Source organism: Chloracidobacterium sp. (genome assembly GCA_015075585.1).
In the GTDB taxonomy this organism is placed as follows: Bacteria; Acidobacteriota; Blastocatellia; order Pyrinomonadales; family Pyrinomonadaceae; genus OLB17.
The window spans coordinates 451,412-466,378 of the sequence record JABTUB010000002.1 but is presented as its reverse complement, the minus strand read 5'-3'; the positions used below and the strand labels follow the sequence as shown (position 1 = coordinate 466,378).

11 protein-coding genes are annotated in these 14,967 nt (G+C 53.6%); 10 read left to right on the top strand and 1 reads right to left on the bottom strand.

Features of this window, described 5'->3' with window-relative positions; genetic code table 11:
• Nucleotides 1–47: 47 nt before the first annotated feature.
• Nucleotides 48–1,874, top strand: coding sequence for a long-chain fatty acid--CoA ligase (locus tag HS105_11075; GenBank protein MBE7517132.1), 1,827 nt, complete (start codon nt 48–50; stop codon nt 1,872–1,874).
• Between the two features lie 49 nt (nt 1,875–1,923).
• Here HS105_11075 and HS105_11070 read toward each other — a convergent pair whose 3' ends face one another.
• Nucleotides 1,924–2,238 (bottom strand): hypothetical protein, encoded by a 315-nt coding sequence (locus HS105_11070; protein ID MBE7517131.1) that lies wholly within the window; start codon nt 2,236–2,238, stop codon nt 1,924–1,926.
• A gap of 464 nt (nt 2,239–2,702) precedes the next feature.
• On the opposite strand from HS105_11070, the gene HS105_11065 reads away from it, so the two are divergent.
• From HS105_11065 to HS105_11025, 9 genes are all read left to right on the top strand, one after another.
• Entirely contained in the window at nt 2,703–3,920 is a 1,218-nt protein-coding gene (locus tag HS105_11065; GenBank protein ID MBE7517130.1) for a hypothetical protein, read from the top strand.
• A 26-nt stretch (nt 3,921–3,946) separates the two neighbouring features.
• Nucleotides 3,947–5,521 (top strand): hypothetical protein, encoded by a 1,575-nt coding sequence (locus HS105_11060; protein ID MBE7517129.1) that lies wholly within the window; start codon nt 3,947–3,949, stop codon nt 5,519–5,521.
• Between the two features lies 1 nt (nt 5,522).
• The gene (locus HS105_11055; protein ID MBE7517128.1) at nt 5,523–6,686 is read left to right on the top strand and encodes a glycosyltransferase family 2 protein; all 1,164 of its coding nucleotides are present in this window, start codon (nt 5,523–5,525) and stop codon (nt 6,684–6,686) included.
• Nucleotides 6,686–7,738: a glycosyltransferase family 2 protein gene (locus HS105_11050; GenBank protein ID MBE7517127.1), complete on the top strand. Its 1,053-nt coding sequence runs from the start codon at nt 6,686–6,688 to the stop codon at nt 7,736–7,738. Before HS105_11055 ends, HS105_11050 begins: the two co-directional genes overlap by 1 nt.
• A gap of 122 nt (nt 7,739–7,860) precedes the next feature.
• Nucleotides 7,861–8,730: a hypothetical protein gene (locus HS105_11045; GenBank protein MBE7517126.1), complete on the top strand. Its 870-nt coding sequence runs from the start codon at nt 7,861–7,863 to the stop codon at nt 8,728–8,730.
• Nucleotides 8,714–10,309 (top strand): oligosaccharide flippase family protein, encoded by a 1,596-nt coding sequence (locus HS105_11040; protein MBE7517125.1) that lies wholly within the window; start codon nt 8,714–8,716, stop codon nt 10,307–10,309. Before HS105_11045 ends, HS105_11040 begins: the two co-directional genes overlap by 17 nt.
• Nucleotides 10,309–11,448, top strand: coding sequence for a hypothetical protein (locus HS105_11035; GenBank protein ID MBE7517124.1), 1,140 nt, complete (start codon nt 10,309–10,311; stop codon nt 11,446–11,448). The genes HS105_11040 and HS105_11035 overlap by 1 nt, the downstream gene beginning before the upstream one ends.
• A 6-nt stretch (nt 11,449–11,454) precedes the next feature.
• A complete protein-coding gene (locus tag HS105_11030) occupies nt 11,455–13,851 on the top strand; it encodes an alginate lyase family protein (protein MBE7517123.1) in 2,397 nt (798 codons plus the stop codon).
• A complete protein-coding gene (locus HS105_11025) occupies nt 13,848–14,966 on the top strand; it encodes a glycosyltransferase (GenBank protein MBE7517122.1) in 1,119 nt (372 codons plus the stop codon). Before HS105_11030 ends, HS105_11025 begins: the two co-directional genes overlap by 4 nt.
• Nucleotide 14,967: the final 1 nt, after the last annotated feature.

Below are 14,967 nucleotides of genomic sequence, written 5' to 3'. Positions count from 1 at the left end.
CATTTGTCAGAATGGAAATGCCCTCGTTTCGGGGCGTTTTTTTCAAGATGGCCACAGACAATCTGTCAGGTTTTGACCGGATCCCTCAAACGATCCCTCACTATTGTCTTGAGGCGTTCGCCCGGTATGATAAGTCCGATGCGTTAGGCTACAAGCTTGGCGGAGAGTGGAAATATATCCGCGGCAGCGATGCGATCGAGCGTATAAAGCGCATCGCCTTTGGGCTGGCCTCTTACGGAGTTAAGGCAGGCGATCGGATCGCGATCATAAGCGAAAATAGGCCTGAATGGTCGCTCGTCGATCTTGCGGTGTTGAGTCTCCGAGCCGTCGTGGTCCCGATCTATACCACGCAGGCTGTCGAGCAGGTGCGATATATCTTGGAAAGGTCCGGCGCGCGGATGCTGTTCATCTCGGGAAAGAAGATCTTGAAGCATGCCGAGCAGGCGGTGCAGACGGTTGAGCAGCTCGAAAAGCTCATATTCTTTGATGACGGCGTTGTTCAGGACGGCGACAGCCGGAGTATCACGCTGGCCGAACTTGAGGCCGCGGGAGCTGAATATCAAAAGATCGATGCGGAATTTGTTGACAGATCATTGTCACAGATCGAGCCGGAAGACCTTGCGACGATAATCTACACGTCCGGAACCACAGGCGAGCCGAAGGGCGTGATGCTTACGCACGATAATTTTGTATCGAATATCATTGCGATCTCACACGGCTTGCCGATCCGGTCATCCGACCGCAGTTTGGCGGTGCTGCCTTTGTCGCATATTTTCGAGCGGGCGGTTTTTTACGTGCTTTGCGCGAACGGCGTCTCAATTCATTATTGCTCGGCCTTTGACCAGCTCGCCGGTCATTTGCAGGAGGTCAAACCGACGATAATGACGGCCGTACCGCGTCTTTTTGAACAGGTCTATCACAAGATCGTCAAAAAGGGGAAGAGCGCCGGCGGATGGCGAACCAAGCTTTTCGAATGGTCGCTTACCGTCGGTCAAGAATATTGGGCGGCAAAAGATACGCACAATAAGGTCACGCCGGCGATCGCAGCTAAATATGCAGTTGCGGATCGACTGGTGTTCTCAAAATGGCGCGAAGGCGTCGGCGGTTCATTGCAGTTCTTTGTTTCGGGCGGAGCGCCGCTCTCAAAGAAGCTAAGCTACGCATTTTGGGCAGCACGAATCCCGATACTTCAAGGCTACGGCATGACGGAAGGAGGCATCGTCAGTGCCAATAGGCCGAATGACAATAAGGTAGGCTCGATCGGGACGCCTTTCGAGGGGATCGAGATAAAGATCGGGGATCAGGGCGAAGTGCTGGTGCGCGGCAGAAATGTGATGAAGGGCTATTACAACGACCCGGCATCGACGGCGGCCGTTCTTGATGCCGAAGGATATTACCATACCGGTGATGTCGGTTATGTCGATCAGGACGGACATTTCTACATCACCGATCGATTGAAGGATCTTTTCAAACTATCGAACGGCAAGTACATTGCACCGCTTCAGATAGAAAGCCTGCTCAAGCAAAGCCCTCTCATTTCTCAGCCTGTTGTCGTCGGATCAGGACGCAAGCAGGTGGGCGTGCTCATCGTCCCCGATTGGGAGGCACTCAAAGAGGAAATGAAAGCTGCCGGCCACGATGTTTCCAGGCCCCGCGAAGAATTATGTGAGGATCCGTTGTTCATTAAACGTGTACAGCAAGACGCCGTTGACCTCACGCGCGAGCTTTCGGATTACGAAAGGGTTAAGCGCGTTTACCTGCTGGCACGTGAATTCTCAATAGACAAGGGCGAAATGACGCCGACACTTAAGATAAAGCGAAGCGTAATTGATGAGAAGTACTGCGAAGCGATCGATGAGATCTGCGGAATGTAGCGAAGGTTCGGTCGATCGCAGAAGATCGGACTCGGCCGCGTAAGGTTATCTACTTACCGGCCTTTTTTTGTAAAAGGCTGTTCAGGATGTCGGGACTGCGGCTGTCATTAAGAATGGCCTCCGCCAACTCATAGAGCGGGCCGGGGATTGCAGCCGGCTCTTCGTCAGATACGGCCTCACCCTTTGCCTGCGGATAGCGGGAATAGAACTCCACTTCAGCCGAGCAGAAATCACAGATCGCAAGGTGCGCACATACCGCCAAACCGCGGGCGACGCTCATTTCTCCATTCTGGAAATCGAGCAGTTCATCCGACGGCGGACAATCTTCGTTCTTTGAGAAATTGATCTTCTTCGCAGTGAACATATCAAGCGACCCGTAAGCGGACCGTCACCATGGGCTGACCTGAAAACAGTGCTCAGCCGCTTCAAAGGTTACATAAAACATAAATCTGTAATGGCTGAAACGTTCCAAAACTTATGAGAACAAAATCACACATTTTGTCATCAGCACCGTAATCTCAAGTTGCACCGTCTTGTAAGCAGTTGATATTAAAGAGATTAGAGTAATGGCACAAAGAACTTTGTGTATGCAAAAAATTGTTGCTCATTTCTGCCTTAATTGCTACTATCTTAAGTGTAGGTAGTGAGACGGCAATCTTCTCACCCACCGCAACTCGATCAACAGAATAGCTCGACCACAGATCAAGCCAGATCACATCTACCAGGATCGGAATTATTTCGATAGTGCGGAAATTCGCCGCATCTCGGATACAGTAACGCGCATCAAAAGCCGGGTCATTTGACCGGCCTGCGAGAAAACGCGAACCGATGGAAGCACAACGGGAATATCCGTCCTCGATCGAGCACGGAGACCGCGATCGGGACAGGCTGAATATGAATGAAGTGAAATCTCAGGAACGCAAAATTCGGTCAACATCAGGAAGACAGATCCGTGTAGGCAAATGGAATGAGAGCCTGCAGGCATCGGATGTGAATCAGATCTGGACGGAGCTCCACCGGATCGTATCATCACATCCGCTTGTGAGAGCCTCAAAGCGTGCGGGCTTCTTGGTGGAAGAGGGCCGGCAGAACGCTTACACCGACCTTACACAGGAGCTTTTCGTAGCACTTTTAAGCAAGGAGAGATTCCAACATTATCTCGACACCTCGATGTCCGACGTCGAGATCGAGGCCGAGATCAGCCAGATCGAGCTGACAAATATGCTCACCGCCGAGCTGCGTAAACGCTATCCTGAGAGCTACCGCTTGGCACGCCGCATCTCAACGCTCGTCCAAACAAGCAAGCTTTTCAAACGATTTGATAATGTAAGCACTCCGGAAGTTCATCGGAGGTTGGTTGACAGGCTTTACGGCCTCGCTGATTGGAAAGATCAAAAGGTACACCGCGATGTCCAGGAGATGGACGAAAGGGTCAAGGTCGTTGCCTTCAAGGCCCGCGATACACGCATGGTCGGCTGCACGGGCGATGCGCAGATCGTAATAAGCAATGCGGAACTTGAGAAACTCATTATTCGTGTTTTTAAGGCGATCGATTCGCCGGTCGATATTCGCAGCCTTCGTTCATTCGTGATGTCGCGGCTTCCGATAATGGATATTCATCTCGTGCCGGTCGGCGGATCGTCAGAGAGTGACGACGACGATCGCATGCCGTTCGAGTTCAAGGATATTCGTGAGACGCCCGAAGAGGATCTGCTTCGCGGTGAGGCTGAGCGTGAAGCGGCGGGCTACGTGGACGGATTTCTCGAGATGCTTAACAAGGCGGTTCGCGGCAAAGAAAAGCAGTACGACCGCATGCTTAACATCCTGTGGCATTGCTATCTGGTTTCCGACAGCGGCAATCAACTTGAGGTGGCGGAAATGCTTGGCGTCTCGGACTCACTCGTGTCAGACTATCGCAAGAGGATCGAGGCCAATCTTCAGGAGCTGACCTTTAACGGTGTAAACGAGGCGCGGCAGTTCGAAAAGGCCTTGAGGACGCGGATCCGTTCTATGATCACGCTCGAACGGCAAGAGGTGCCGGCCTGATGGATACTCGAACTGCCTGGCCGTAAATGAAGAATACAGGATCAGATACACGCGACCACAAGCCACTCGTGAATACTGCCAAGAGCCGCAGCCGAGTGGCTTCAGGTCCTTTTGATTCATTGAAACCGGCGGGCGCAGCCGCAAAGACAGACACGCACATTAACGGCCTTCAAAATACGGCGGCCGCTGTCGAACACGCAAAGGAACGTGCGCGGGAGATAGAGGCCTCAGTCGCAACATCAGCCGCCGAGGCACCGGCAGAAGAGCGTTTTGTCGTATTTCGGCCGACCAAGGATGAGAAGCGTGCCATCAAGGACAAGCAGCTTCTCACCGCAGATCGATGGCTTGTCCGCAACGGTCATTTTTTTACGTATATCGGCCTTTACCTGTTTTCGATCCTCGTATTATTTCGGCCCTATGAGCTGATCTCGTCGCTCGCGTTCCTTTCGGCGACCGCATTCTATTTTGCACTTGCGACACTGATCATCTACATCCCGTCACAGCTCGCGATCGAAGGCAATCTGACGATATTCTCGACCGAGGTCAAGGCGATACTCGCAATGACGGTCATCGCTCTTCTAACGATGCCGATCGCCAAAGATCCGGGCCTCGCGTGGGAGAAGTTCAACGATCCGTATCTTAAAGCGGTTGTGATCTTCATTGTGCTGATAAATGTCGTCCGAACGCGAAAGCGTCTGATGGGGCTGCTGTGGTTGTCCTTCGGTATTGCCGTTTATCTCTCATTTGCGGCCCTTGATATGTATATGAAAGGGCAGTTCACGGTGGAGGAATACCGTGTTGCGGTCGATGTCGGCGGTATGTTCGGCAACCCGAATGAGATGGCGATGCATTTTGTGATGATGACGCCGCTTGTGATCACTTTAGGCATCGCATCCCGATCAAAGCTGTGGCGTATCATTTATTGGGTCATTGCGGCTCTTCTCGTCGGAGCGAATATGGTCACGTTTTCGCGCGGAGGCTTTCTTGGCTTGCTGGCTGTGGGGCTGGTCTTGGCGTGGAAGCTTGGCCGCCGTCAGCGCCTGAATGTATCGATAGCTTCGGCAGTGATAGGTCTGATCGTCATAGTTGCCGCACCGGGCAATTACGGACTTCGTATGCTGTCCATCTTTATTCCGGGCCTTGATCCGGTAGGGTCGTCCGACCAGCGGAAGGAGTTGCTCGAACGCTCGCTTCTCGTTACCGCACGCAATCCGTGGGGCATCGGCATCGGCAATTTCCCGATCGTCGGCATACGAAATTTGCAGTCGCATAACGCATTCACACAGGTGAGTTCCGAGCTTGGTATAATGGGCCTTGTTGCGTACCTGATCTTTATGATCAGTCCATTCAGGAAGCTTTCGGCGATCGAGCGTAAGCTGTTCGATGAGGGCAGTGCGAACTGGTTCTATTATCTGTCGATCGGCTTTCAAGCGAGCATCATCGGCTACATGGTCTCAAGTTTCTTCGCATCCGTAGCTTATAATTGGTTCATCTATTACTTGATCGCGTATGCGGTGGCGTTTCGCCGGATCTTCAGTATCGAGAACGAGGTAGAAGAGGCCGCTACGGCGGCCTGGCAGGCGGATGCCGCTGCGGTTTGATATGTTCTACACAACATCAGCGATAGTGTTTTGGATATGCGTTGCCCTTTTGGGTTATGTATATTTCGGCTATCCGCTTCTTGTGTATGCTGTTTCGCGGCTGTTTCCCAAGAAGGTTCATCGCAGCAACATCGAGCCGAGCGTTACGGTGCTGATAACGGCATTCAACGAAGAAAAAGCAATCCGTCGAAAGCTTGATAATACACTTGATATCGACTATCCGGCGGAGAAGCTCGAGATATTGGTCGCCTCAGACGGCTCGACCGACCGGACGGATGAGATCGTGAAGGAATACGCGGGCCGAGGCGTAAAACTTTTCCGACAAGATGGCCGTGTCGGCAAGACCGAGACGCAGAATCGTGCGATTGCGGAAGCGGCCGGCGAGATCGTTCTATTCAGCGACGCAACGACCGAGTACACGCAGGATGTGCTTGAGCGGATACTGCCTGCATTTGCCGATGACTCTGTCGGATGTGTGGCCGGCCGCCTCGAATATGTTAATAATGACGATTCGAACGTAGGCAAGGGAACGCAAGGTTATTGGAACTATGAGACATTCTTGAGGTCGGCCGAGAGCAGGGCGTGTTCGCTTATTGGAGCTTCGGGCTGTATGTACGCGGTCAGGCGTTCGGCATATCGCGAGATGTATCCGGAGGCATGCTCTGATTTTCTGATCTGCACAGTGCTTTACCGCAATGATCTGCGGAGTGTGTTCGAGCCGTCCGCGGTGTGTTTTGAGGAAACGAATCAGAACACTGATGATGAGATGCGGATGCGGATACGCGTGATCTCGCAGACGCTGGCCGATCTTGTGAGAAATGCCGATATGTTGAATCCGTTCAAGAGCGGCTTCTACGCGATCGAGCTGATCTCGCATAAGGCTCTGCGTTACGCCGTACCTCTCATGCTTGCAGGAATGTTCATTTCAAGCGTTGTGTTGGCCGCCTCATCACCATTCTTTTTTGTGGCGTCAGTGTTACAGGCGGCATTTTATCTGAGTGCCCTTGTCGGCTCGATCCTTGAGCGTCTTGATATTCGAATTACGCTCCTTGTTGTGCCGCTTTATTTTGTTCTTGCTAATCTTGCATCGGTCATCGCCTTCTACAGATTCATACGAGGCGAGAGGTACGCAACTTGGGAGCCGATCCGCGAGGTGCGATCGTAATGTTGTCATCAGAGGACAAAAAGCTCGGGATCGAGGTCAATGTAGGCCGAAATATCTTTTCATGGGCACCAAGGGTGAGCGTGGTGATACCGGCATACAATGTTGCCGAATTTATCGGTGAGACACTGGAATCGGTCGCCGCTCAGCGTTTTCGCGATCACGAGGTGATAGTCGTCAATGACGGCTCGCCTGACACCGCCGCATTTGAGCGGGCGATCCAGCCGCATCGCGAGAATATCATTTACATCAAGCAGCCGAGCCAAGGGGCCGGAGCCGCCCGAAATACGGCGATCCGTCATGCTCGGGGCGAGATCATTGCGTTCCTCGACGGCGATGATATTTGGCTGCCCGATTTCCTTACTTCGCAAGTTACGTTCCTGGGCCGCGGACACGATATGGTCTATTGTGACGCACAGCAGTTCGGAATGCGGTCTGCATTGCGGCGCACGTTCATGGAATCTGCTCCTTCAGAGGGCGAAGTTACGGTAGCATCGCTGTTGGATTTTAGGTGCAATGTCATCACTTCGGGGACCGTGGCTTTGAGATCGGCGATCATCGATGCGGGGATGTTCGAGCAGGAACGCGCGCGCGCACATGATTTCCACCTTTGGGTCCGAATGGCGAGGAATGGTGCCCGGATCGGCTATCAGCGAACCGTGCTTTTGAAATATCGAGTGCACCTGAACAGCCTTTCGGGTGATTCGGTAAGCCGTGTCGAGCGTGAGATCGATGTCTTTAACCGGATCAAGAGAATGGTCGATCTTGATGCGAAGGACATGGAACTTCTTGAGCGGCGTGTTAAGGGCCTGCAGGCGGATCTTGAGGTCGAGCGCGGCAAGGCTCTTTTGATAAGCGAGGACTTCGCGGGCGCGCGCCGGGCATTCGCCGAGGCGAACCGGCACCGCAGATCGTTGAAATTGCTTCTGATCACCATCGGCCTGCGAGTTGCGCCAAGGCTTGTGCTCGACCGCTACCGCAGCAATCGGGCCGATGAAATAGCGATGGTGCCGGGCGGTGCTGTGGGCAGGCCCTTTGCGGGACGCGGTCAATAATTTAAGTAATTTAAGTCGGTTTCCGGCTTTCCTGAAAATATCAGGCCATTGATATTTTTCTTAAGCGAAGATGCTATGCGCCATGCCCGGCCAGAGTGCATCATCCGCGTGTTGAGAGTGCCATGTCATCACTGAGAACGACCCCAAAAGTCCGCGATCTTGTCTTTGATGTAGGTCTGCATCGAGGCCAGGACACGGACTTCTATTTAGCAAAAGGCTACAAGGTCGTCGCCTTTGAGGCCGACCCTCAGAATGCCGAGTTCTGCCGCAAACGCTTTGCTGATGCGATCGAGAATGGCCGTTTGACGATAGTCGAAGGAGCCATCACCGAGGCGTCAAAAGATCCGACCACAAGATTCTATCGGAACCGCGATCATAATCTTTGGGGCAGTAACTCGCTCGATTGGGTTTTTCGCAACGAGATCTACGATACCGCAATGGAGCAGATCGAGGTCAATGCGGTTGACTTCGGTGCTGAGATGGAAAAGCACGGTGTGCCGCAATTTATGAAGGCGGACATTGTCGGATCCGAAGTGGTTTGCCTGCGCGCGATGCTCGATTTTGAGAATAAGCCCGACTATCTGTCTATCCGCTCTGAGAAGGTCATCTTCAGAAACCTCATATATGAGTTCGACCTTCTGGAGAAGCTTGGCTATCACGAGTTCAAGGCGATCAAACAGGATTTTGAGCGTTCTTTTGCCTCGGTTCCCGACGGTAACGGCGGCCGATTGTACGAGTTTGAAGAAGGGGCGTCCGGGCCGATCGGCGAAGATACCGAAGGCAAATGGCGATCGCGTGATGCGGTGATCAGGGAATATCGCCGGATCTTTGTGAAATACTGGCTGTTCGGAGATTATTCGTATCTGGTGCAGACCGAGAAAGGCAGAAACTTCATCCATACCGTCGAGCGGGTGCTTAAGCGTTCGGTGCCGGGCTGGTATGACACCCACGCAAGACACAGTTCAGTGACCAAAAATGACAGGATCGGCTGAAAAACGCTCATTAAAAGAGCAGAGCGCATGGCTGTTGGCCGCCAAGATCATCGGCTTTGGCTTCAGCTTTGTGCTGCCGCTGCTTATCGTGCGTTATCTGCCGCAGCAAGAGGTCGGGCACTATCGTGCGGCGTTTCAAGTAATTGCCAACGCGGTGGTGCTGCTGCCGTTAGGCTTCTCGATGAGCGCATACTATTTTCTCGCAAGGGAAAGTCAGGAGCGAAGAGCGGCTTCGATTCTAAATATCCTGGTCTTCAATTTCTTTGTCGGCGGCCTTGCATGCCTTGCGCTCAATCTCTACCCGCGGATAATCGGCGATGTCTTTCAGAGTGAGGCACTTACGGAACTTGCTCCGAAGATCGGCGTTGTCATTTGGATCTGGATATTCTCAACCTTTCTTGAAACGGTCGCGATCGCAAATCAAGAAGCCCGGATCGCGACCGTCTTCATCATCATCGCTCAGTTAAGCAAGACCATATTCATGGGTGCCGCTGTCTTTGAGTTCGCTACGGTCGAGTCGTTCATGTACGCGGCGATGGTGCAGGGCGTTATCCAAACGGCAATTCTGCTTGTGTACCTGACATCGCGGTTTCCCGGCTTTTGGCGATCCTTCGACCTCTCATTCTTTTGGGAGCAGATGCGTTACGCTATGCCGTTCGGCTTGGCCGGCATTCTGTGGATGGCACAAAATGATATACATAATTATTTTGTCGGATATAAATTCTCGTCCGCAGACTTTGCGATCTATGCGTATGGCTGTTTTGAAGTGCCGCTGATCGCGATGCTCTCCGAATCCGTAACCTCCGTTCTGATCCCGCGAATGAATGAACTGCAGCTCGTAGGCGACCGAGATGAGATGATCAGGCTCACGGCACGGGCGTCGCAAAAACTTTCGTTCTTCTATTTCCCGATCTACATCTTTCTGCTTATTACTGCGAACACCTTTGTCATAACACTATTTACCGAAAAGTATGCGGCGAGCGCGCCTATCTTCATGGTCAACCTCACGATACTGCCATTCAGCATCGTGATAACTGATCCGGTGCTTCGCTCTTACAAGGAGCTTGGCAGGCTGTTCCTGCTGACGCGAATATTGATCCTCATGATGCTGATAGCAGGCCTGTATTTCGGCCTGCCGTATCTTGGATTGACAGGTTTTATCGCGGTCGCTGTTGCTGCGATAGTGATCGAAAAGTGCTTTGCCGAGACCATGATCTTTGTCAAACTCGGCGTCGGCCGGCGGCACTTGCCGCTTTTAAAGAGTATCGGTAAGACCGGTGTCGCCAGCATCATAGCCGGGGCCGCGACATATCTCGTGTATGCGGGAACGCACGATCACGTGATGGCGATCGGCGAACACTTCGTGCGCGGTGTGCTGATGTCGGAGAAGATGGGAATCCGCAATCTTATCGGCGGCGGGCTTGTGCTTGCAGTCTCGGGGGCGGTGTTCGCGCCCGTATATCTATTCTTTGCGAATCTTTTTGGTGTGATCGAACCCGAAGAAAAGAGAACGGTGCGGCAGTTCATCGACAAGATGATCCTGCATCGAAGGTCGAACACGGCTGAGGCGGCAAGCTGATGGGAGAGGATACCTTCATTACAAAGCTAAGATGGAACCTGCCGTGGCTTGTACGCTATCCGTTCGTCCGCGCCCGTGCTTTGCTTGAGGCGACTGCCTTTGAGCATAAGCATATTGTGATCACTGTGGCAGATCACTTTGAGCCGGGCTGGAGTTCAGGCGGTGTGCTCGACCATCGGACGCAAATGAAGCGGCTCGACGCTTATCGCAAAATGGCACGAGAGATCGGTAATTCGGTAAGCGATGCGGACGGGACGAAGTTTCGGCATACGAACTTCTATCCGGCCGAACAATATCATCCTGAGATACTCGACGTTTTGGCTGAGATGCAGGAGGAAGGCCTGGGCGAGGTCGAGGTGCATTTGCATCACGGCGTCGATCGGCCGGACACGGCCGAGAACCTTGAACGTCAGCTTGTAGAGTTTCGGGACACCATTGCAGAGCGGCATCGATGCCTTTCGCGTTGGCACGGCGGGGGAGCACCGATGTACGCCTTTGTTCACGGCAATCTCGCCTTGGCGAATTCGTGCGGCGGCAAATATTGCGGCGTTGATGACGAGATGGCCATACTTCGCGATACGGGCTGTTACGCCGACTTTACGCTGCCCTCGGCGCCCGATCGAACGCAGGTTGCAATGATCAATATGATCTACGAGTACGGCGGCGATCCGAAGCAGGCCGTTCCGCACGCGGTCGGCAGGAGATTTTCGGTGAACGGTACGGAACCGCAATTACCACTGATATTTACCGGGCCGCTTATCTTTGACCTGAGCCGCGTTAGGCCGCGGATCGACGATGGTTCACTTACCGCCGCATTGGGAAGCGGGGTCGGCAGGCTCAAGCGCTGGGCATCGGCGAATATCACGGTCGAGGGCCGGTCCGATGTGATCTTTATCAAGCTGTATTGCCACGGTTTCTTTGATCATGACCAGCAGGCCTGTATCGGTGAGGATGCAAAGCGGCTGTTCGGTGAGATGGTCGAAGGAGCGGCGCGGACGGGAAAGCAGACCATTCACTTTGCAAGTGCACGAGAGGCGTTCAATATGGCCGTCGCGATCAGCGAAGGGTTTACCGGTGATCCGCACCTGTATCGCGATCATCATTTACAGACGATCATGAGCGAGGGGAAAGGTGCATAAGGCGTGATGGCGAAACCATTGGACACGATCAAAAAGATGCGCGGCCGCAGCGTCAGCGAACTGCTGTCACGCGGCGGCCAAGCCGTGTCCGCGTATCGTGATCAAATGGGTCTGGGCGAGCGTGATCTGTCGGATGGCGAATTCTTCAAGCTTCTCGACCGGCGTCGGTTCCGCGATCCCGATGCAGTTGCAGAGCGCGTTGCGAAAGTGTTCTTTCAAAATGCGGATGAGCACTTCTTTCGCTCATTCGTAGGCGATATCGGGCAAGGATTTCGCGATGCCGTCGGCAATGAAGTGTGTGATGCGTTCGTCAGCAGGGCCGATCTGCTCCTTGAAGGACGCTTTGACCTGCTTGGTTACAAGAATCTGTACGTCGGAACCGAGGTCGATTGGCATCTCGAACCGATATCAGGCCTGCGTGCCCCTGTAAAACATTGGAAAGAATTTGACGAACTCGATACCTCGGAAACCGGTGATAAAAAGATCGTTTGGGAACTGAACCGCCACCAGCATTTCTTTATTCTCGGCGTGGCCTACACGCTGACGCGCGACGAAAGATATGCGTTTATGGTTGTCGAGCATCTGCTGTCGTGGATCGAGCAGAACCCTTGCGGTGTCGGTATCAATTGGACCAGCAGCCTTGAGGCAGCGTTCCGTTCTGTTTCTTGGGTATGGGCACTTAACTTATTCCGGCATTCTGCCGCACTTACGCCGGAAATACTCAAGGAAGCGGTAAAGGCCCTTTATCTTCACGGCCGCCACATCGAGAAATACCTTTCGAAATATTACAGCCCCAATACGCATCTGACCGGCGAGGCACTCGCCCTCTATTATCTCGGTACGCAGCTGCCGTTCCTGCAAAAAGCAAAGCATTGGACGAAGCTCGGCAGCGACATCCTGCTTGATGAGATCACGAAACAGATACTGCCCGACGGTGTCTATTTTGAGCAAAGCACATGGTATCAGCGCTATACCGTCGATTTTTACTCACACTTTTTCGTGCTCCGTTCCCTGGCCGGCGATCCGCAGTACGATAAGCGAAATCTTGCTGCCGATCAACGCTATCTTGCCGCACTCGAGTTCATGATGTACATAACGCGGCCGGACGGCACTACGCCATTGATCGGCGATGATGACGGCGGACGAATGCTGCCAATTACGATGGCCGCTGCCGATGACTTTCGCGGCTCACTCGCCCTCGGTGCATCGATACTTGGCCGAGGCGAAATGAAATATGTTGCGCGGAAGGCTTTGGATGAGGTTTTTTGGCTTACAGGCAGCGAAGGCGTCGCGCGGTATGCAAAGCTCAACAGCCGAAGGCCGAAGGCGGCATCGCGCGAATTTGCGGCAGGCGGCTATATGGTGATGCGTGACGGTTGGGCGGATACAGACACTGTACTGATCGTCGATCACGGTGAGGTCGGTTCGCTCTCGGGCGGGCACGGCCACGCGGATGCGCTTTCTATCGACCTTTCGCTCAATGGCCGAACTCTGCTCGTCGATCCGGGGACGTATTCCTATCACGAATCGCGTGAGATGCGAGACCTCTTTCGAATGAGTGCGGCACATAACACGGCGACGATCGATGACCGGTCTTCGAGCCGTCCTTCGGGCGTTTTCCGTTGGGGAGAAAGGGCCGAGACGCAGCTTGCAGCCGCGCTAACCGATGCGCGTTTCGACCATTTTGCGGGACAGACACGCGGCTTTGACACCATCGAGGGCGGAGCGGCCCACGAGCGCGAAATACTTTTCCTGAAAAATGACTACATAATTATCCGCGACCTCATTGCTGTTAAGGGTTCGCATGAATGTCAGTTGAATTTTCATTATGCCGCAGGCACAAAGGTCTCGACGGGGATCGACGGTGCCTACGCGGGAAGTAAACGACACAGGATATTTTGTTTCGGCGATGAAGGGCACTGGCTGCGGAAAGAGAGTTGGGTGTCCAGGGAATACGGCAACAAAACGAACGCACCGTTCCTTCGTTATCTGTCAACGGGGCGCGGAATGCAGGAGTTCTTTACGTTCATAATGCCCGTAGGTACCGGCCGTAGGAACCCGATAGCGGCCGAGCTGTCCATTGTTGGCGGCCGGGCGTTTATCATAAATTTCGGCGCATATACGGATGTCTTTGTCGTTGGCGACGGCGAAATGCTGCGGACGGAACTCTTTGACACGAACTTCCATCTTTCATGGGCGCGTTTGACGGCAGACGAAACGATACCTGAGGAGTTCGTGCTGATCGGCGGCGACCGCCTGAGGTTGAACGAACGCGATATATTTGACGGCGAAGGCCGTCACGCGTCCGTCTCGATCCGACGTTTCGGCAGCGACCTCTACATAAATGCCGATGGTACCCACAGCACGGTATCCATCGGCGAAAAGTGCCCCGAAGCGGTGTGAAGATACGCGTACTACAGTTGATCGGCAGCTTCCATCAAGGCGGCAGCGAGCGGCAAGCCGTGGCGTTGACGCGTGCTCTGGCTGAGGACGGACGCATCGAGGTGCGGATAGCTGCACTAAATAAAGAAGGCATCCTGCTAAAAGACATCGAGAGCCTCGATCTAGGTGATGTGCCGGAGTTTAGGCTGACATCGTTCTACAACCTCAACTTCATCCGGCAGGTTCGTGCGCTTTCACGCTACCTTCGCGCGAATGGGATCAACGTCATCCATTCGCACGATTTTTACTCGAACATTCTCGGTATGGCTGCCGGAAAACTTGCACGGCTGAAAGGGCGTATTGCTTCAAAACGCGAGACCGGCGGTATGCGGACGCGGGCTCAGGAATTCGTCGAGGGTGTCGCATTTGGCCGGGCAAATGCGATCGTTGCGAATTCCGCCGCTGTGCGAGAGCATCTCATCAAGCGGGGCGTGAAAAGCGAAAAGATAAGTGTGATCTACAATGGCCTCGACCTTGGCCGCTTTGCTCAAGCCAATGATAGGCAGCAAACCTTGGCGGGTCTCGGCCTGCCCGATAAAAAGCTCGTCGTTGCGGTCGCGAACCTTCGGCACAGCGTTAAGAACATTCCGATGCTGCTCCGGGCGGCCGCACGGATCAAAGGCACGTTGCCTGACGTGCATTTTGTAGTTGCGGGAGAAGGCGGTTTGAAAGATGAGCTTGCGGCGATGGCGGCTTCGCTGGGTATCGGAGATCGCGTGCATTTCATAGGACGGTGTACAGACGTTCCGGCATTGCTCGACGCCGCTTACGCGTGCGCGCTTACATCGACGGCAGAGGGTTTCTCGAACTCGATCCTTGAATATATGGCCGCCGGAAAGCCTGTTATTGCGACCGATGTCGGCGGAGCGGCCGAGGCCGTCATCAATGATGAAACAGGGTATCTTGTCGCCTCAGATGACGACCCAGCATTGGCCGATAAGCTGCTCGATCTTATTTGCGATGAGGCGAAGGCCTCGCGGTTCGGTGCCGCGGGCCGTCGCATAATAGAAGAAAAATTCTCAACCGAACGCCAACTATCCGACACGGCGGCCCTTTATGAGAGTCTTGTAAAATGAG

Coding starts and splice junctions, on each gene's coding strand:
- HS105_11075 (MBE7517132.1), top strand. CDS start 48: ATGGCCACAGACAATCTGTCAGGTTTTGACCGGATCCCTCAAACGATC.
- HS105_11070 (MBE7517131.1), bottom strand. CDS start 2,238: ATGTTCACTGCGAAGAAGATCAATTTCTCAAAGAACGAAGATTGTCCG.
- HS105_11065 (MBE7517130.1), top strand. CDS start 2,703: ATGGAAGCACAACGGGAATATCCGTCCTCGATCGAGCACGGAGACCGC.
- HS105_11060 (MBE7517129.1), top strand. CDS start 3,947: ATGAAGAATACAGGATCAGATACACGCGACCACAAGCCACTCGTGAAT.
- HS105_11055 (MBE7517128.1), top strand. CDS start 5,523: ATGTTCTACACAACATCAGCGATAGTGTTTTGGATATGCGTTGCCCTT.
- HS105_11050 (MBE7517127.1), top strand. CDS start 6,686: ATGTTGTCATCAGAGGACAAAAAGCTCGGGATCGAGGTCAATGTAGGC.
- HS105_11045 (MBE7517126.1), top strand. CDS start 7,861: ATGTCATCACTGAGAACGACCCCAAAAGTCCGCGATCTTGTCTTTGAT.
- HS105_11040 (MBE7517125.1), top strand. CDS start 8,714: ATGACAGGATCGGCTGAAAAACGCTCATTAAAAGAGCAGAGCGCATGG.
- HS105_11035 (MBE7517124.1), top strand. CDS start 10,309: ATGGGAGAGGATACCTTCATTACAAAGCTAAGATGGAACCTGCCGTGG.
- HS105_11030 (MBE7517123.1), top strand. CDS start 11,455: ATGGCGAAACCATTGGACACGATCAAAAAGATGCGCGGCCGCAGCGTC.